Source organism: Streptomyces sp. NPDC016677, assembly GCF_055562815.1.
The window spans coordinates 709,827-727,359 of the sequence record NZ_JBVHEO010000002.1 but is presented as its reverse complement, the minus strand read 5'-3'; the positions used below and the strand labels follow the sequence as shown (position 1 = coordinate 727,359).

The 17,533-nt window shown below is 74.6% G+C and carries 11 protein-coding genes and 1 pseudogene; 7 read left to right on the top strand and 5 right to left on the bottom strand.

What is annotated here, in order from left to right; all coding sequences use genetic code 11:
- Positions 1-111 precede the first annotated feature (111 nt).
- Genes ACZ3IG_RS08580 through ACZ3IG_RS08570 form a run of 3 tightly spaced genes read right to left on the bottom strand, consistent with a single transcriptional unit; the run spans position 112 to position 3,931 of the window.
- Complete coding sequence (locus tag ACZ3IG_RS08580) at positions 112-2,319, bottom strand: xanthine dehydrogenase family protein molybdopterin-binding subunit (RefSeq protein WP_467430177.1); 2,208 nt, start codon at positions 2,317-2,319, stop codon at positions 112-114.
- Entirely contained in the window at positions 2,316-3,299 is a 984-nt protein-coding gene (locus ACZ3IG_RS08575) for an FAD binding domain-containing protein (protein WP_467430175.1), read from the bottom strand. The genes ACZ3IG_RS08580 and ACZ3IG_RS08575 overlap by 4 nt, the downstream gene beginning before the upstream one ends.
- Complete coding sequence (locus tag ACZ3IG_RS08570; RefSeq protein WP_467430172.1) at positions 3,296-3,931, bottom strand: (2Fe-2S)-binding protein; 636 nt, start codon at positions 3,929-3,931, stop codon at positions 3,296-3,298. Before ACZ3IG_RS08570 ends, ACZ3IG_RS08575 begins: the two co-directional genes overlap by 4 nt.
- A gap of 313 nt (positions 3,932-4,244) precedes the next feature.
- On the opposite strand from ACZ3IG_RS08570, the gene ACZ3IG_RS08565 reads away from it, so the two are divergent.
- The gene (locus tag ACZ3IG_RS08565; RefSeq protein WP_467430170.1) at positions 4,245-4,997 is read left to right on the top strand and encodes a TetR/AcrR family transcriptional regulator; all 753 of its coding nucleotides are present in this window, start codon (positions 4,245-4,247) and stop codon (positions 4,995-4,997) included.
- A 170-nt stretch (positions 4,998-5,167) separates the two neighbouring features.
- Positions 5,168-5,278, top strand: a pseudogene (locus tag ACZ3IG_RS08560) (MarR family transcriptional regulator); the annotation flags it as partial.
- A 211-nt stretch (positions 5,279-5,489) separates the two neighbouring features.
- On the opposite strand, the gene ACZ3IG_RS08555 reads toward ACZ3IG_RS08560, so the two are convergent.
- Positions 5,490-5,960 carry a MarR family winged helix-turn-helix transcriptional regulator gene (locus tag ACZ3IG_RS08555; RefSeq protein WP_467430168.1) on the bottom strand — a complete coding sequence of 157 codons (471 nt, stop codon included), beginning with the start codon at positions 5,958-5,960 and terminating at the stop codon, positions 5,490-5,492.
- Positions 5,961-6,043: 83 nt separating this feature from the next.
- Entirely contained in the window at positions 6,044-8,821 is a 2,778-nt protein-coding gene (locus tag ACZ3IG_RS08550) for an AAA family ATPase (RefSeq protein WP_467430167.1), read from the bottom strand.
- A 197-nt stretch (positions 8,822-9,018) separates the two neighbouring features.
- Between ACZ3IG_RS08550 and ACZ3IG_RS08545 the strand changes: the two genes are divergently transcribed.
- From ACZ3IG_RS08545 to ACZ3IG_RS08525, 5 genes are all read left to right on the top strand, one after another.
- Positions 9,019-11,754, top strand: a complete 2,736-nt coding sequence (locus tag ACZ3IG_RS08545; RefSeq protein WP_467430165.1) for a LuxR C-terminal-related transcriptional regulator — start codon at positions 9,019-9,021, stop codon at positions 11,752-11,754.
- Between the two features lie 269 nt (positions 11,755-12,023).
- Positions 12,024-13,013 carry a polyprenyl synthetase family protein gene (locus tag ACZ3IG_RS08540; protein ID WP_467430163.1) on the top strand — a complete coding sequence of 330 codons (990 nt, stop codon included), beginning with the start codon at positions 12,024-12,026 and terminating at the stop codon, positions 13,011-13,013.
- 28 nt (positions 13,014-13,041) lie between these two features.
- The gene (locus tag ACZ3IG_RS08535; RefSeq protein ID WP_467430161.1) at positions 13,042-15,051 is read left to right on the top strand and encodes a tryptophan 2,3-dioxygenase family protein; all 2,010 of its coding nucleotides are present in this window, start codon (positions 13,042-13,044) and stop codon (positions 15,049-15,051) included.
- A gap of 184 nt (positions 15,052-15,235) precedes the next feature.
- Positions 15,236-16,261, top strand: coding sequence for a polyprenyl synthetase family protein (locus tag ACZ3IG_RS08530; RefSeq protein ID WP_467430158.1), 1,026 nt, complete (start codon positions 15,236-15,238; stop codon positions 16,259-16,261).
- Positions 16,262-16,361: 100 nt separating this feature from the next.
- Positions 16,362-17,531, top strand: a complete 1,170-nt coding sequence (locus ACZ3IG_RS08525; RefSeq protein WP_467430156.1) for a cytochrome P450 — start codon at positions 16,362-16,364, stop codon at positions 17,529-17,531.
- Positions 17,532-17,533 lie beyond the last annotated feature (2 nt).

Below are 17,533 nucleotides of genomic sequence, written 5' to 3'. Positions count from 1 at the left end.
GCACCTCCCGGGCCCGGTGACATCACCCCCACAGGTCAGTTCGACGGGGGGTGAGGCCGTCCGTGTGGCCGGCCCCCCCCCGCCGGTGGAGCCGTCGCCCCGTGCCGTCCGTCAGGCTCCCCCCTCCCCGAGGATCTTGTCCTGGGTGATGGGCAGGTCGCGGACACGGCGTCCGGTGGCGTGGTAGACGGCGTTGCCGATGGCGGCGGTCATCCCGGTCATCGGGGTCTCGCCGAACCCGCGCGCGCCGAGCGAGTCGGCGTTCGCCGGGTCGGGCTCGTCCACGAAGCCCATCCGCACCTCGGGGATGTCGGCGTTGACCGGCACCAGGTAGCCCGACAGATTGGGGTTGACGATCCGCCCCAGGTGCGGGTCGACCAGGGTGTGCTCGGACAGGGTGAAGCCGACGGCCCAGACCGCGCCGCCCATCCCCTGGCTGCGCAGCGTTCTGCGGTTGAGTACCCGGCCGGCGTCGAAGAACCCGTGCATACGGGTGACGCGGACCCGTCCGAGCCGGGGATCGACGCGTACTTCCGCGAAGCACGCGCCGGTGGAGTAACCGGGGGGAATGGCGACGGGGTCGGCGGTGGCCTCGACGGGCGCGCCGTGCCGGGCGACGACCGCGCGGACGGTGTCGCGGCGGGTGTGCCGGTCGGTGTCGTGGAGGACTCCGTCCTCGACGGTGATCCGGTCGGCCGGGAGGCCGTACAGGGGGGAGCGCGGGTCCGCGACGGCGATGCCGGTCAGCGTCCGGCGGGCCGTGGCGCAGGCCCGGTTGACGGCGGCGCCGACCCCGGGGACCGTCGCGGACGCGGCGGAGACGAAGGCGAACGGGTAGGCGGTGTCGCCGAGTTCGAAGTCCACGTCGTCGACGCCCAGGCCCAGGACCTGCGCGGCCACCTGGGACATCACGGTGTAGGTGCCGGTTCCGATGTCGTGGGTGGCGACCTGGACCGTCGCCCTGCCCCCGGTGGAGATCACCACGCGGGCGCCCGCTCCCGGTCTTCCGCCGGCCGTGTGCGCGGCGGTCGCCATGCCCCAGCCGATCAGGGTGTCGCCCTCGCGCATCGACCGCGGGCGCGGATCGCGCCTGCTCCAGCCGAACGCGTCCGCGCCCCGGCGGTAGCACTCCGCCAGGTGCTTGCTGCCGAAGGGGGCGCCGTCCTCGTCGGGGTTGTCCGCGGCGTAGTTGCGCAGCCGGAGTTCGACGGGGTCCATGCCCAGGGCGTAGCTCAGTTCGTCGAGCGCCGTCTCCAGGCCGTGCGAGGCGACGGCTTCCGGTGACCGCATCATGCTCGGCGCGGGCAGGTGGAGCCGCACCGCCCGCTGGGTCACCCGCACGTTGGGGCAGGCGTACAGCATGCGGGTCGGCTCGCTGGTGTTGAACAGCAGGTCCTCGGTGCGGCTGACCTGGGACGTGGTGACGTGTTCGATGGCGGTGAGCGTGCCGTCCCGCTTCGCCCCGATCCTGAGCCGCTGGTACGTCTCGGGGCGGTGGCCGTGCGAGGTGTAGGTGTGGGCGCGGGAGAGCACCAGCTTGACCGGGCGCCCCACCTCGCGGGCTATCGCGGCGGTGATCAGGGTGTGCGGCCACACCGGACCTTTCGCCCCGAAGCCGCCGCCCAGGAACCGGGACAGCACGCGCACGTCGGCGGGGGGTACTCCGAGCGCCGCGGCCACGGTGGCCTTGGTGGCGTTGATGCCCTGCGCGGTCTCGTACACCGTCAGCTTGTCGCCGCTCCACACGGCGATCGTGGCGGACGGCTCCAGGGCGTTGTGGTGGTGCATGGGCGTCGTGCAGGTGACGTCGACGCGCACGTCGGCCTGTGCCAGGCCGGCCTCGGGGTCGCCGCGGGTGATGTCGTTGGGGCCCTTCAGGCCCGGCTCGGGCACATAGGCTTCGTCCATGGCCTCGGCCAGGCCGGCGCGGGGCGCGCGGGCGTCGTAGGAGACCTCGACGAGCGACGCGGCGTGCTGGGCCTGTTCCAGGTTCTCGGCCACGACGTAGGCCACGGGCTGGCCGCTGTGGTGGATCTCGGTGCCCTGCAGGGGGACGACGCGCTTCCAGTAGACCGTTCCCTGCCCGGTGGGCAGGGTCAGATCGGGCATGTTGCGGTGGGTGAAGACGGCGACCACGCCGGGAGAGCGCTCGGCGTTCCGCACGTCGATGCCGGTGACGCGCCCGTTGGCGACCGTGCTCAGCACGAGGAAGCCGTGCAGCGCCCCGCGGATCTCGGTGTCCGCGGTGTAGGTGGCCGCGCCGGTGACCTTGGCGCGGCCGTCGACCCGGGCGAGAGGGCTGCCGACGATCGGGCTCATTCCGGGCCTCCGAGGTCTTCGAGGATGTCGGCCAGGGCACGCTGCACCAGCTCGACCTTGAACGCGTTGTGCTCGCGGGGCCGGGCGCCGTCGGCCAGGGCCCGGCCGGCCGCCGCGATGGTGGCGCGGGTCAGGGGGCGGCCGCGCAGGGCCTCCTCGGCCCCGGGTGAACGCCACGGCCGGGGGGCGATGCCGCCGAAGGCGAGCCGGACGTCACTGACGACTCCGCGCTCCCGGGTGAGGGCGGCGGCGACGGAGACCACGGCGAACTCGAACGAGGCGCGGTCGCGCAGCTTGAGGTAGCGCGAGCCGGCCGCGAGGCGGCTCACGGGGATGTCGACGGCGGTGATGAGCTCGCCGTGCCGCAGCGTGGTCTCCCGGTCCGGCGTGGACCCGGGCAGGCGGTAGAGGTCCCCGATCGGGACGGACCGTCGGCCGTCCGGTCCGAGGGTGACCACGGTGGCGTCCAGGGCGGTGAGCGAGACGGCCAGGTCGGACGGGTGGACGGCGATGCAGTGGTCGCTGCCGCCGTGGACGGCGTGCCACCGGTTCTGTCCGTCCAGGGCCGGGCAGCCGCTGCCGGGCACGCGTTTGTTGCAGGCGCTGCCGGGGTCCCGGTAGTACCAGCAGCGGGTGCGTTGCATGAGGTTCCCGCCGATGGTGGCCCGGTTGCGCACCTGGGGGGAGGCGGAGGCCAGCAGGGCCTCGGAGACGACGGGGAATCGCTCCCGGACCACGGGGTGGCCGGCGACGTCCCCCATGCGGGCCGTCGCCCCGATGCGCAGCCGCCCCTCGCTCATGCCGATGTCCGCCAGGTCCAGCCGGCCCACGTCCACGACCAGGTCCGGGGCGAGGACGCCGTCCTTCATCAGGTTGGTCACGTCGGTGCCGCCGGCGATGAACGCGCCCGTGGGACGGCCCGCGACCAGGTCGACGGCGTCGGAGGCGCGCGACGTGCGCGTGTAGTCGAAGAGCTTCACTTCCCGTGTCCCTTCGCGGCGTCCCGCACCGCGTCGACGATGTTCGGATAACAGCCGCACCGGCACAGGTTGCCGCTCATCCACTCCCGGATTTCGGCGTCCGAGCCGGCGTGCCCCTCGCGGACGCAGGCGACGGCCGACATGATCTGCCCCGACGTGCAGAAGCCGCACTGGAAGGCGTCGCGCCGGATGAAGGCCTCCTGCACGGGGTGCAGTTCGTCCCCGCGGGCCAGGCCCTCGACCGTGGTGATCTCCCGGCCGTCCTCCATGACCGCCAGGGTCATGCACGACGTGACCCGCTCGCCCTCGACGAGGACGGTGCAGGCGCCGCACTCACCGCGGTCGCAGCCCTTCTTCGCCCCGGTCAGTCCGAGACGCTCACGCAGCGCGTCCAGCAAGGTGACCCGTGCCTCGACCGCGACGCGGCGTTCCACGCCGTTGACGTGCAGGGTCACCTCGGCCGTCGGGGCCGGGGACGGTAACGCGTGCTCCGCGCCGGACGCGCCGCCGGCCGCGATCGTCGTCAGGCCGCCCGGCGCGGCCACGGCGACGGCGCCGACGGCACCGGCCTTGAGCACGCTGCGGCGGCTGTGGTCGTCGGCTGGGCGTTCGTGCTCCTCGGTGTCGGACATGGGTCTGTGCCTCCTGGCGGGACGTGACGGAAGGATCTGGCGTTCCCCGGCTCGGTGCGGCGCGGTGGATCGGGGTGGGACCGGCGGGGCCGTCCTCGTCCGAGACGAACGGGGACGGCGGACGGGGTGGCGCGACCGGGAACGGGCACCGTGCGGTGAGGGTGAGGTTGTCGTTGGTCCGGGACCGGTCGCCCGCGCCGGCGTCGCTGTCCGTGCGCACGGACACGGCGCGACCTGGGTGGATCACTGATGCATCACATGACACATCGACGATAACACAGCAGTGATGCGGGTCAAGCGTTATCATCGATTCATGGCGTTCACCGACCCCACACCCCAGCCGCGCGAGCGCATCCTCCAGGCAGCGGCGGACCTGCTCGCCGGCGGTGGACGCGAGGCGGTCTCCACCCGCGCCGTGAGCGCCGCCGCGGGCGTACAGGCGCAGACGATCTACCGGCACTTCGGAGACATGCAGGGGCTGCTCGACGAGGTGGCCCGCCGGGGATACGCCTCCTACCTGGCGGCCAAGCAGGCGAACCTCACCACGGGCGACCCCATCGACCAGCTGCGCCGCGGCTGGGCCACGCATGTGGCGTTCGGTCTCGCCAACCCGGCTCTCTACCGGCTGCTCAACACCGACGCGCGCCCCGGCGCCGGCTCCTCGGTGACCGGTCAGGCCGGCGACCTGCTGCTGCGGCTCGTCACCCGGGTCGCCGAGACCGGCCGGCTGCGGGCGGGTGTCGAAGAGGCGGCGGCGATGATCCACGCCGCGTGCGTCGGGGTCACGGTCACCCTGATCGGCGCCGACGCGGCGGGCCGGCTCGCCGACCACGAGGGCCTTTCGGAGCGTACGCGCGAGGCCGTGCTCGCGGCGCTGGTCGCCGGCCCGGAGGACGAGCCGTCCACGGACACGCGGGCCGCCCGTCGCGCCCGGCACGCCGTCGCCCTCAAGGCCCTGCTCGACGACGCGGACCAGCGCTTCACACCGGGGGAGTACCTGCTGCTGGGCGAGTGGCTCACCCGGCTCGCCACCGCGGCGGAGGACGGCCCGGAACCCCCTGAGTGAACGCCGGGGCCACGGCGGAGGCCGGCGGGACGGACGCCTCACGGGCCTGCCCGGCCGCCGGGTCACCCGGGGTCGGTGCGGTCACGGTGGAGGGGACCCCGACGACATGCGTCCGGGCCGGGCGGGCGGACCGGCGTCCCCTCCGGACGGCCGGGCCGACGCCTGAGTGAGCGCCGCGCCTGGAGGACATCGCCCGCTTCCTCGACTTCGTCGGCGAGAGCGTCACCCGCGCCGCGCGGCAGGGGCGCGAGGTGCTCCCCGCCAAGGCCCCGCCCCCCTGACCGGCCGATTCCCGCAGGCCCTCCCCCGGCCCGTCCCTCATGGGCTCATGACGTGCGCACACTCCGGCCCCGCCCCTGCCCCCTCGTCGCGGGCACCGTCCTCTGTCCCACCGCGCTCTCGGGGACCGGTCGGAGATCAGCGGGGGGGGGCAGCCGGGGCGCCGGCCGCCCTTGACCGCGGGCCGTGCCCCCGAGGTGGCCTTCGCGGTGCTCAGAGGTCGAGTTCCCGGCGCACGGTGGCGGCGATGCGGGGGAGCGCGGTGCCGAGGTGGCGGCGCTGGGCGGCGGTGAGCGGATCGAAGACGAGCCGCTTGACCTCCGCGACGTGTCCGGGCGCCGCCTCGGCGAGCTTCTGCCAGCCTGTGTCGGTGAGGGTGGCGAGGGTGTACCGGCCGTCTCCGGGATCGGGCCGCCGGCCGACCCAGTCGCGGGACTCGAAGCGGTCCATCACCTTGGACAGACGGGGCTGGGTGCTGTCGCAGTCCCGGGCGAGGTCGCTGAGGCGCATGGTGTGCTCGTCGGCCGTGGAGAGCCGGGCCGGCACCCCGTACTCGAAGCTGGAGATGCCCGACGCGCGCTGCAGCTGACGGTCGAGGGCCGCGGGGAGGGCGATGGCGACGGTGAGGAGCGCCTGCCACAGGGCCTGCTCGTCATCGTCGAGCCAGGGTGACTCGGTGTTCATGAACCCCATTACTTGCCCAGGCAAGCGGAATCACTTGCCTGGGCAAGCCTTCGCGGGGACAGGAGCCCGGCCGGGAACCCGTGTCAGGCAGCGTACTCACCGGTCAGCATCGCGGAGGCGAGTTCGACCCGCGAACGGAACCCGGTGCGTTTGAAGAGCCTGCCCAGCCGGCTCTCCACGCTCTTCTCGCTGCAGCCGAGGGCGACCGCCAGTTCCCGGTTGGTCAGCCCCTCGGTGACCAGGACGGCCAGCAGCCGCTCGTTCTCGGCGATGGTGAGGCTCCGGCCCGGCACGGCGACCTTGTGGGCGCGCATCAGGTTCCGCAGCTGTGCCCTGCGCAGCAGCGCGTCCAGGTCGCCGTACAGCGCGTACGCCTCGTGCAGCAACGACGGATCCGCCAGGCCGTACCGGACCACCACGGCGAGCGTGTCGGCCCGCTCCAGCGGCTGTGCGCGCTTGCGCGCGAGCCGTACCGCGGCGGTCGCGGACTCGCGGTCGTGGTGCACCACGGCGGCGGTGAGCAGGTGGGACAGCCGGGCCCGGCCGGTGCCGAGCAGCTCGGCGACCTTGCGCGCCTCGTCCGCGCACCGCCCCGCCGCCGCCAGGTCGCCCGCCGCCAGCTCCGACTCGGCCCGCAGCAGCCACAGGTCGTCCGTGCCGACGACCAGACCGCGCTCGGCGGCCACGGCGAGCGCGTCGGTGACGAGCTGGTCGGCCCGGTCGGTCGCGCCCAGGGCGCGCTCCAGGTACGACTCCGGCACGGCCAGCAGATGGAGCATCACGGGCTGCACGGTCCGCGCCCGCTCGATCACCTCCCGCGCCCCGGCCAGCCGGCCGCGCGCACCGAGGATGGCGCTCGTCTCCCGGCACATCACGGTGTGGGTGGGCAGGTCGCCGATCGACAGCCCGACGGCCAGACTCTCCCGGGCCAGCCCGAGCGCCCGGTCCCAGTGCCCGCTCTGGCTGTCCGCGACCACCCGGTCGGGTACGGGCCGGTAGGCGGAGGGCAGTCGGTGCATCGCCAGCACCTTCTCCGCCCGGTCCGGGTCGCCGAGCAGCATCAGTACCCGGGCCAGCTGCGACAGCCGCTCGAAGCGGTGCCGCTCCCCTTCCGCCCACAGGGGCCACCGGGTCGGCGCGGCGACGGCCCGCTCGAACAGCTCGGTCCTGCCGAGGACCGCCTGGATGCACTCGCTGAACAGCAGCCCCAACGCGGCGACGACATCGTTGTCACGGCTCCAGGTGTGCCGCTGGGCCTCCAGGTGCTCTTCCGCTTCCCGCCAGCGGTCGAGATGGCACAGCGCGATGCAGCGGGTGAGGGCCCGATGCCCCTCCCTGCCCGGCAGTGAGCGCCAGCCGCCGTCACAGATCTCGGCGAGCGCCGCCATGTCCGAGGTCCCGCCGAGCGAGGCCACGTAGACCAGTTCCATTTCGAGCAGGGCCTCGGGGGAGACCAGGCCGGCGTACTCGGACATGACCGTCCACGCGCTCTCCAGCGCCTCGCCGTACCGCAGATGGATCAGACAGGTCGAGGCGTGCGCGACCAGCGCCCGGGCGCGCCGCTCCGGCTCGGCGATCAGGTCGAGGGCGGCGCGCAGCCAGCGCTCCGCGTGGTACCCGTCGTCCAGCATGGCGGCGGTGCCCAGGGCGAGCAGCTCGACCGACGCCCGCCCGGAGTCCACGAAACGGCCCGCGGCGACCAGTTGTTCCGCGAGGTACCGGTCGTCCGCGACGGCGGTGCCCGCCCAGATCGCGGTGACCGCCAGCTGGGCGAGCCTGCGCCGCTCGTACGGCCCGAGACAGGTGATCAGCGCGGACGCGAGCAGCGGTACCCGGAACCTCCAGTGGTCCGGCCCGGTCCCGTGCCGCAGCGCCCCCTCGGCGTACAGCTCGGCCAGGGCCGCGCGGACCTCGTCCTCCGTCGCGCCCACCGCCTCGCCGGCCAGCCCGATCGCGGCGGAGCCCAGCGGATGCAGTACGGCCATCGCCTTGGCCACCGGCCAGACCCGCCCGCCCAGTTGCTTCAGGTACTCCACCGGCGGCAGGTCGGACGGCAGTGAGGGCGGCTGGTCATACGCCGTGAGGTAGGCGTGCCGGTCGAAGACCCGCAGCGAGCCGCTCCTGCGGTGCCCCGCCAGGGCGGTGAGCACGGCGGCGGGCCTGCCGCGGCACTCCCGGCGCAGGTACCCGAGCAGCGACGCCGACGGCTTGGCCTGCAGGTGCTGGGTGACCAGGGCGCGGACCTCGGACTCGCGCAGCGGACGCAGCGGCACCGCCTCGACGAGACCGGCGGCGCACAGCTGGTCCAGCGCGGCCCGCCCGCCCGCCGGGTCGGCCGGTGAGGGGCGGAGCGCGCAGACGAACGTGACCGGTCCCCCCGCCAGCGCGCGGACCAGCGGCAGCAGTACGGCATGGGAGTCCGGGTCGGTCCACTGGGCGTCGTCGACGAGGACGGTGAGCTTGTCGCAGGCGGTGACGGCCGCCCGCAGCTCGGCGGCCAGCCGGCGCCCGGCGTCCCGGCCCGGCCCCGGGGCCGCGCCCTTCGCCGTGCGTCTGGCGTCGCCGCCCGGGTTCGCCGCGGTGAGTTCGGCGGCCAGCCGGGACACCAGGGAGAACGGGCGGTCGCGCTCGGCGCGCGCCACCCGCAGGGTCAGGGTGGTGACGTCCCGCGCGGTCAGCTCGTCCCGGACGGCGGCCAGCACCGCGCCGCGCCCGATCCCGGTCGGGCCGGTGACCAGGACCAGTGGGGCGGCGTCGCGTGAGGTGGCGATGTCGACGACGCGCGCGACGGAGGTGCCACGGCCGAACAGCGGCTGCGCCGGCTGGTCCGAACAGGCCACGCCGAGCCAGTAGTTGATCACCGAACCAGTATGCCCAGCGCGCCCCGTCCGGTAGCACTTCCGAACGTTACAATCGCGTCCTCGACGGGCAGTTGAGTGCGGGACGAGCCGTCTCGGACGCCTCCCGGACATCAGGCCCCCCAAGGACGGTGGCCCGGGGAGCCCGCGCCGCACCCGGCGGCACACGGCGTCACAGGTGTCACGAGAGGAGGCCCGCAGTGGCCCGAGCACGTGCCATGATCCGGGGCAGGGACCAGGAACTGGCGGCGTTGCGCGCGGTGTCGGGGGCAGACGGTGGCGGCCTGGTCGTCATCTCGGGACCGGCCGGCATCGGCAGGACCGCGCTGCTGGACGAGGCGGAGCGGTTGCTGCGCGGGGCCGGGGTGCGCGTCCTGCCGGTGCGCCCGGGCGCCGGCCCGGACAGCCGCGGCGACGACGCGTTCGCCCTCGTGCCGCTGGTGCGCGCCGTGCGCGACCGGTTCGAGCGGTTCCCGGAGGCCGGGCACGGCGACGCGCTCGGCACGGTGGCCCGGCTGAGCGACGCGGCGGGACAGGGCACCGGCGGCTGGACCCCGGCCGTCGTCACCGCGCTGGGCGCCCTCTTCGACCGGATCGGCGGCCAGGGCCGTACCGCGCTGCTCGTCGACGACGCGCACGCGGTCGCCGAGCCCGCCCCCGTGCTCACCGCGGCCCGCCGGGCCGGCTGCCTGGTGCTGGCCACCTGCGACGAGAGCGCCGAACACGCTCCGGGGACCGCCGAACTGCTGGCCGCGGCCGACCAGGTGATGACGCTCGGACCGCTGGCCGACGACGTCGCGGAGTCCCTGGCCCGCCGCGTACACGGGGCACGCCTCGACGAGTCCGTGCCGGACCTCCTGCGCACGGCTCTGGGACCGCTGTTCGGCAACCCCGGCACCCTGCTGGGCACCCTCGCCGATCTGCGCCGGCGCGGCCGGCTGACCCTCTTCCGCGGCCGGCTGTGCCTGAGCAGGCCGGCCGAACCGGTCCACCTGCCCGCCGACCACCACCTGGTGCGCCGGGTCGCGGCCCTGGGCGACCCGGCGGCGCGGCTGCTGTACTGGGTCGCCGTGTGGGACGGCATGAACGTCGACGATCTGCCGCTGCTCGCCGAAGTGACCGGCGCCCGGCTCGACGACTGCGGTCGCCTGCTCGACCGGCTCATCGACGCGCAGGTGCTGGTCGCCGACCCGGCGGGCCGGCTGAGCTGCCGGTGCCCCGCCCTGGCGGCCTGGGCCGTCGGCCTCGCGGGCGGTGACGGCGGCGCCGCCCTGCACGCGGCGGTCGCCGAGCGGCTGCTGTCCCGGCACCGGCGGGGCGACGAGGTCGACCCGGTGGTGCTCGCCGACCACATCGCCCGCGGCGGAGCGGCCGTCGTACTCGAACCGCGGATGGTCGGCTGGCTGCTCGACCGGGCCGCGGAGGCCGAGCCGGAGCAGCCGGAGCACGCCGCCCGGTGGTGCGTGGCCGCGCTGCGCCGCATGTCCCCGGACGAACCGGAGCACTCCCGCACGCTGAACAGGCTGATGCGTCTGGCCGCCCGGACGGGCCGGTACGAGCTGCTGGGCGACGTGCTCACCCAGTACGCGGAACAGGGCTGCGCCCCGGGCACCCTGGCCCGGATCCACCTCGCCGCGGTCCTGATCTCCCTGCACTCCGGCCGCCCGCCCGCCGAGGGCGCGGTGCGGTCGTTGCTGGACCACGGGGTCACCGGCCGGGAGCGGGCCGGATTCGGGCTGTGGTGGTTCGGCCGTCCGACGGCGCCCGGCCGGGAGCCCGTGCCGTGCGGAACGGCCGAGACGGCGGCGGACCCCCACGACCCGGCCGAACGCATGGCCCTGCTGAGCACCGCGATGAGCGGTGATCCCGGCGCCTACGAGCGGACCTGGCGCCGCTCCGGCCGGGCGGGCTCCGCCCCGGGACCGGGCCACCCGCACCCCACGGGGCCGACGATCGATGTCGGCACCGTCACCCATCTCGTCCTCAGCGCCCACCACCGCGCCCCCCTGACCGGGGTGCTCGCCGTGTACCAGCGGGTGGTGCACGGTTACACGAGTGCCGACTGGACCCGGGCCATGTCCGCCGTACGGGAACTCGAACTGTCCTACACGGAAGCCACGTTGGTGCACCACGCGGCCCGGCTGCTGGCCGCCGAGATGTACGCCGCCCGCGGCGAGTCGCGGCAGGCGGCCCAGTGGCTGGCCGACGTGGTGCCGGTCCCCGGCATCGCCGTGATGCGTACCTGGGTACGGACCGGTGTGCTCAGCCGCGCCGGAGACGACCGGCGGGCGGCCCGGCTGGCCCTGCGGGTGAGCCGGCGGCTGCGTCTGGCCGGACTGCCCGAGGGCCTGCACCTCCTGCTGACCCGGGCGGTCCGGATCGCCGCGTTCGCCGGTGACCGGGACGGCGCGGCGGACCTGCTCCAGGAGCTGGAGCTGCTGCCCGACGAGGCCGATACGGTGGCGCGGGAGGCCCTCTTGCTGGCGCGCGGCCTGGTGTACCGCGACGAACACCGGCTCCGGCTGGCCACCGACCTCACCCGGGAGCGGGGCGACCTGCCGTCGCTGCTGGCGTCGTGCCTGGTCATCGCGCGGTTCGCCGAGGACCCGCGGCCCTGGCTGCGCGAGGCCCACACGCTGGCCACCCGGTGCGGCGCCTCCACGGTGCTGGAACGCGTCCGCGCGGTGACCCGCGAACGAGGGGTCCCCGCGCCGCGCGCCCCCGGCCGGCGGGAGGCACTGGCGGTCACCGAACGGCGCGTCATCGAGCTGATCGGCGAGGGCCTGACCAACCGGCAGATCGCGCTGCGCCTGGAGATCAGCGAGAAGACCGTGGAGAACCACCTGACCCGTCTGTTCGCCCGCACCGGCTGCCGGTCCCGGGTCGAACTGGCCGCGGCCAGCCTGGCCGGGAGGCTGACGCAGACGGCGACCTGAGCGCGGGCGCGCGGCCGGGTGCCGGAGCCGGGTTCCGGTTCCGGCACCCTCGCCGGCCCCGGTTCCGGCCCCAGCTCCGGGCCCAGCTCCGGGCCCCCTCCCCGGCCCCGGTTCCGGCCCCTCCGGGCCCCGGTTCCGGCCCGTCCCGCCCCGGTCGGGTCAGGTCCGGACCGGGTTCCGGGTCAAAGATGCCATCCCCGGGGACCACTCGGGCCGAGGCCGGCCGCCGGTGACGACAGCCCTGATGGGGCCTGCCTAACGTCGTGTTCATGACCGACATCGATGTGCCTCAGGTCGCTGATCCCGAGGTGGCGCACATCGTGCGGGCCGAGGTCGAGAACCGATGGCCGCACGACGTTTCGGGACTCGACGAACTGGTGCGGTACGGGCTGATGCCCTTCGGCAAGATGATGGGCCCCTGGCTGGCCATCCGGTCCAGTCTCGCGGTGGGAGGGGACATCGCCACCGTCCTCCCCGCGGCGGTGGGTGTGGAGTGTGTGCAGGTCGGCGCGATGATGCACGACGACATCATCGACAGCGACGGGGAACGGCGCAGCAAGCCGGCCGCGCACACGGTGTTCGGGCCGTCGGCGGCGATCGTCGGCGGGGACGGACTGTTCTTCCACGGCTTCGCCGCCCTCGCCGAGTGCCAGGAGGCCGGCGCCTCCCCGGCCCGGGTCGCCCGGGCGCTGACCGTGCTGGCCAGGGCCGGACTGCGGATCGGGGACGCGGCCCTGCGGGAGATCCGGATGAGCCGGGGCATCTGCTCCGTCGACACCTACCTCGACATGATCGCGGACAAGAGCGGCGCCCTGCTGTGGATGGCCTGTGGCGTCGGAGCCACCCTCGGCGGGGCCGACGACACGGCCCTGAAGGCGTTCAGCGAGTACAGCGACCAACTGGGCATCGCGTACCAGATACGCGACGACCTGATGGCCTACGACGGAACGCGCGCGGGCAAGCCGAACATCTCCGACGTCCGCAACGGCCGGCCCACCCTGCCGGTGCTGCTCGCCCACGAACGGGCCACCGCCGAACGGCGGCGGCGGATCGAGCGGCTGCTCGCCGATGTCTCCGTACCCGTCGACGAGCGCTACGAGGCCATGGCGGAACTGGTCCACGCCTACGACGGCACGGCGGCGGCCCGTGAGGTGTCGCACCGTCATGTGCGGATGGCCGCGGCGGCGCTCCAGGCCCTGCCGCCCGGCGTGCACCGGGACGCGCTGATGGACCTCACCGTGCCCGGCCGTCTGGTGTAGCGCGGAATCACCCCGAGGAGTTGGCCTCATGTCCTCCCCGACCTACGCGTCGTACCTGCGTCTCGACGAACTGCTCTCCTTGCAGCAGCCGCTCACCCCGGCGGAACAGCGGGACCTGAGCGACAGCGAACGGCTCTTCATCGTCGTCCACCAGGCGTCCGAGACCCTGCTCAGCCAGGCCCTCGTCGACCTCAGACACATCGAGCCCGCCCCGTGCGGACCGCAGTGCCTCGCCGACCGGCTGGAGCGCGTGATACGGCTGATGGACGCCCTGACGGGGCAGCTGACGCTGCTGCGCCACGCGCTGCGCCGGGAGGACTTCCTGCGGTTCCGGGACCGGTTCGGCACGGCGAGCGGACTGGACTCGGAGCAGTTCCGGGAGTTGTTCACCCGGGTCAGGCGGCTGACGAAGAACGGCGGTGGGGACCGTACGCCGCAGGAGGCCCGGCTGCTCGGCGAGCTGGACGACGCCGTACGGCGGTGGCGGACCACCCACCTGGAGATGGTCGGCCACATGCTCGGCGGACTGCCCGGCACGGGCCAGACCTCCGGCGCCGGCTTCCTGGCCGCCCGCCTGGACGGCACACCGGAACCCGAGCGGCCCGCCGCCTCCCAGGCCCGCCCGGACTCCGAGGGCACCCCCCACCCCCGGCCGCTGCCCGCGTCGTCGGCGCCGTCCGCCCGCCCCTCCCTGGGGCACGTGGTCGTCATGGGCGGCAGTGTGGCGGGGCTGCTCACCGCGCACGTCCTCGCGGACCACGCGGAACGGGTCACCGTACTCGAACGCGACCACTACGAGGCCGGCCCCGCACCCCGCGCGGGGGTACCGCAGTCACGCCACACCCATGTCCTGCTCACCAGCGGCATGCGCGCCCTGGACGAACTGCTGCCGGGGCTGCTGCCCGAGCTGACCGAGGCGGGCGCGCCACGGCTCGCGGTGCCGGGGGACCTCGGGGTGTGGCAGGCGGAGCAGTGGATATCCCGCCGCAACCCGTCCCAGCCGATCATGACTCCCTCCCGCCCTCTCCTGGAACACCGCGTCCGCGGCCGGATCGTGTCCGACCCCCGTATCGAAGTGCGGACGGGGGTGGAGGCGACGGGCCTGCTCGGCCGCCCGGGACACATCACCGGCGTCACCGTCCGGGACCGCGGCGGCGACCACCACTCGCGGCGGGAACTGACGGCCGACCTCGTGGTGGACGCCACCGGACGGGCCAGCCGCACCCCCCAGTGGCTGACCGACCTGGGCGGCCGGGCCCCCGCCGAAGAGGTGGTGGAGACCGGACGGGCGTACGCCACCTGCGTCTTCCACGCCGACGACCCGGACGCGGACCTCAAGGGCTTCTACATCGTGCCCGACGCCGGGCAGCCGTTCGGCGCGATCGTCCTGCCCGCCGAGGACGACCGCTGGATGGTCACCCTCTCCGGGCCGCGCGACCGGACGCCGCCCACCGACCCCGAGGGCTTCGTCGACTACGCCGGACTGCTGCCGCACCCCGCCGTCCACAAGTGGCTGAGCACCGCCCGCCCGCTCGCCCGGCCCGTGGGCTACCGGCACACCGCCAACCGGCGCCGCCGCTACGACCGGCTGGGCCGGGACAGCACCGGACTGCTCGTCGTCGGGGACGCGGCCTGCGCGCTCAACCCCGTCTACGGACAGGGCCTGTCCGCGGCGGCCCTGAACGCGGTCGCCGTCAGGAACGAACTGGCCGGCCCCCTCGCCCCCTCGGCGCACGCCCTGCAACGGGCGGTGCTGCGCTCCTCCCGCTCCGCCTGGGAGGTGGCGACGGGCGCGGACAGCCCCATGCCGGGCGCCACCGGCAACGCGGTGCGCACCGGCCCGCTCGCCCGGCTGCTCAACGGCTACCTCGGCCGGGTGCGCGACCACGTGCCGAGCGATCCGGTGGTGTGCGCCGCCAACCGCGACGTCCTCTTCCTGCTGGCCCCGCCCCGCACCCTGCTCACCGACCCGCGGGTCCTGCGGCGGGCCCTGCTGGGCACCGCCCGGCCCACCTCCCGTGACCTGCCCACGCCGTGACCACCTCCAGCCGACGAAGGTGCAGCATGCGACACGCCAGTACGCCCCCGGACCGTCCCCGAGCGGACCGGTCCCGGACGGTTCCCCGACTCCCGGCCCGGCTCCCGGTCCACCTCCCGGCCCGGCTCCCGGTCCACCTCCCGGCCCGGCTCCCGGTCCGCCTCGCGGGTGGCCGGTGGGGCTCATGACGACGACCCCGGTCCGCGGCGAATCCCCCGTGCTCGACACCGGCCGTACGATGCTCGGCCCCGCCCTGCGCGACGCCGTCCGCGCCCACCTGGGGCCGGAGATGAGCCGGATCGCCCAGTACCACTTCGGATGGACCGACGCCGAGGGCCGCCCCACCGGCAGCTGGGGCGGGAAGATGGTCCGCCCCACCCTGGCCCTGCTGTCGGCGCGGGCGGCGGGAGCGTCCGCCGCGGACGGGCTGCCCGCCGCGCTCGCCGTGGAGCTGGTGCACAACTTCTCCCTGCTGCACGACGACATCATGGACGGCGACCGCACCCGCCGGGGCCGGGCCACCGCCTGGACGGTCTTCGGGGCGCCCAACGCCATCCTGGCCGGCGACGCGATGGCCACCGCGGCCACCTCCGTGCTGCTGGCCGCGCCCGGCGCGGGGGCCCGCTCCGCCACCGTGTCCCTGATGGCCGCCACCCAGCGGATGATCGACGGCCAGGCCTCCGACGTCGCGTTCGAACGGCGCGACGACGTGACCCTGACCGAGTGCCTGCGCATGGCCGGCGACAAGACGGGCGCGCTGCTCGGCTGCGCCTGCGCGCTCGGCGCCGACCTGGTCGGCGCCGAGCCGGCCCTGGTCGAACGGCTCGCCGCCTTCGGTGAGCACATCGGCCTCGCCTTCCAGCTCGTCGACGACCTGCTGGGCATCTGGGGCGACCCGGACCGGGCCGGCAAACAGATCGGCGCCGACCTGCGGGTCCGCAAGAAGTCCCTGCCCGTGGTCGCGGCCCTCGAAGCGCCCGGCAGCGAGGAGCTGCGCGCCCTGTACCTGAGCCCCGAACCGCTGACCGAGCGCGCCGTCGAGCGCGTCGCCGACCTCGTGGAGCGGGCCGGGGGACGGGACTGGGCGCGGGACGAGGCGGCCCGGCAGGTCGCCGCGGCCGAGACGTGCCTGGCCACCGCCGAGATCCCCGACGACGTGCGCGGCGAGTTCCTGGAGGTCGCCGGGTTCATCCTCGGCCGCCAGCTCTGACACCCCTCTCGACGTCCGTCTCTCGATGTCCGTCTCTCGATGTCCGTTTCTTGACGTCTTCCTCTTGATGTCTTCCCCCGTTGAACAGAAAGGCCGACCCATGACCGAGTCCACGGCGATCCCCATCGGGGGCCGGGCCGACGGCTGCCCGTTCGCTCCCGTCCAGGAGCTGTACGACGCGCAGAAGGACGAGGAACTGCGCCGGGTCCAGGTGCCCAGCCCGATGCTGGGCTCCTTCGACGCGGTCGTCGTCACCCGGTACGAGGACGTCAAGACCGTGCTCGCCGACGACCAGCTGCGCATGGGCGGGTCCATGCCGTACCAGGCGGGCAACCTGCTGAGCTACGACGGACCCGAACACACCCGGCTGCGCCGCATGCTCACCGGCTCCTTCACCACCAAGCGGGCCCGGGAGCTGCGGCCGCAGATCCAGGGGGTCGTCGACTCCGCGCTGGACGCGGTGCGGGAGGCCGGGCACGGCGCGGACCTGGTGCAGCTCTTCTGCACCCCCATCCCGACGCTCGTCATCTGCGAACTGCTGGGCGTGCCCTACGCCGACCGCGAGGAGTTCCAGCAGCGCACCGTGGTCGCGCTGGACTTCAGCTCCAGCCGTGAGACACAGATGCAGAAGGCCGCCGAGATGGAGGCCTACATGGCCGGGCTGGTGGCCCGCCACCGCGAGGAGCCCGGGGACAACGTCCTGGGCCGGGTGGTACGCGAGTACGGCGACCAGCTCACCGACAGCGAACTGGCCGGCATCGGCAACATGCTGCTCATCGCCGGGCACGAGACGATCGCCAACACCCTGTCGGCGTCCGTCGCCCTGCTGCTCCAGCACCCCGACCAGCTCGCGGTGGTCCGCGACGACCCCGAGGCGGTCGACGGGGCGGTCGAGGAACTGCTGCGGTACTGCGCCCCGGCCACGATTCTGCCGCGCCAGGCGGCCGGCCCCATCTGCGTGCGCGACCAGCGGATCGAGGAGGGCGAGCGGGTCGTGGCGTCCGTCCTGGCCGCCAACCGGGACCTCGGCACGGCGGACCAGGACCTGGACCGGCTGGACGTCCGCCGTCCCGTGCAGCGCCACCTCACCTTCGGCTTCGGCCCGCACCAGTGCCTGGGCCAGCAACTGGCGCGCATGGAGCTGCGGGTCGCGCTGCCGGCCCTGTTCGCGCGGTTCCCCACCCTGCGGCTCGCCGTCCCGCACGAGGAACTGGACTACCGCACCAACGCCCTGGTCTTCGGGGTGAACAGCCTGCCGGTCGCCTGGTGAGC

Coding starts and splice junctions, on each gene's coding strand:
- ACZ3IG_RS08580 (WP_467430177.1), bottom strand. CDS start 2,319: ATGAGCCCGATCGTCGGCAGCCCTCTCGCCCGGGTCGACGGCCGCGCC.
- ACZ3IG_RS08570 (WP_467430172.1), bottom strand. CDS start 3,931: ATGTCCGACACCGAGGAGCACGAACGCCCAGCCGACGACCACAGCCGC.
- ACZ3IG_RS08565 (WP_467430170.1), top strand. CDS start 4,245: ATGGCGTTCACCGACCCCACACCCCAGCCGCGCGAGCGCATCCTCCAG.
- ACZ3IG_RS08555 (WP_467430168.1), bottom strand. CDS start 5,960: ATGAACACCGAGTCACCCTGGCTCGACGATGACGAGCAGGCCCTGTGG.
- ACZ3IG_RS08540 (WP_467430163.1), top strand. CDS start 12,024: ATGACCGACATCGATGTGCCTCAGGTCGCTGATCCCGAGGTGGCGCAC.
- ACZ3IG_RS08535 (WP_467430161.1), top strand. CDS start 13,042: ATGTCCTCCCCGACCTACGCGTCGTACCTGCGTCTCGACGAACTGCTC.
- ACZ3IG_RS08530 (WP_467430158.1), top strand. CDS start 15,236: ATGACGACGACCCCGGTCCGCGGCGAATCCCCCGTGCTCGACACCGGC.
- ACZ3IG_RS08525 (WP_467430156.1), top strand. CDS start 16,362: ATGACCGAGTCCACGGCGATCCCCATCGGGGGCCGGGCCGACGGCTGC.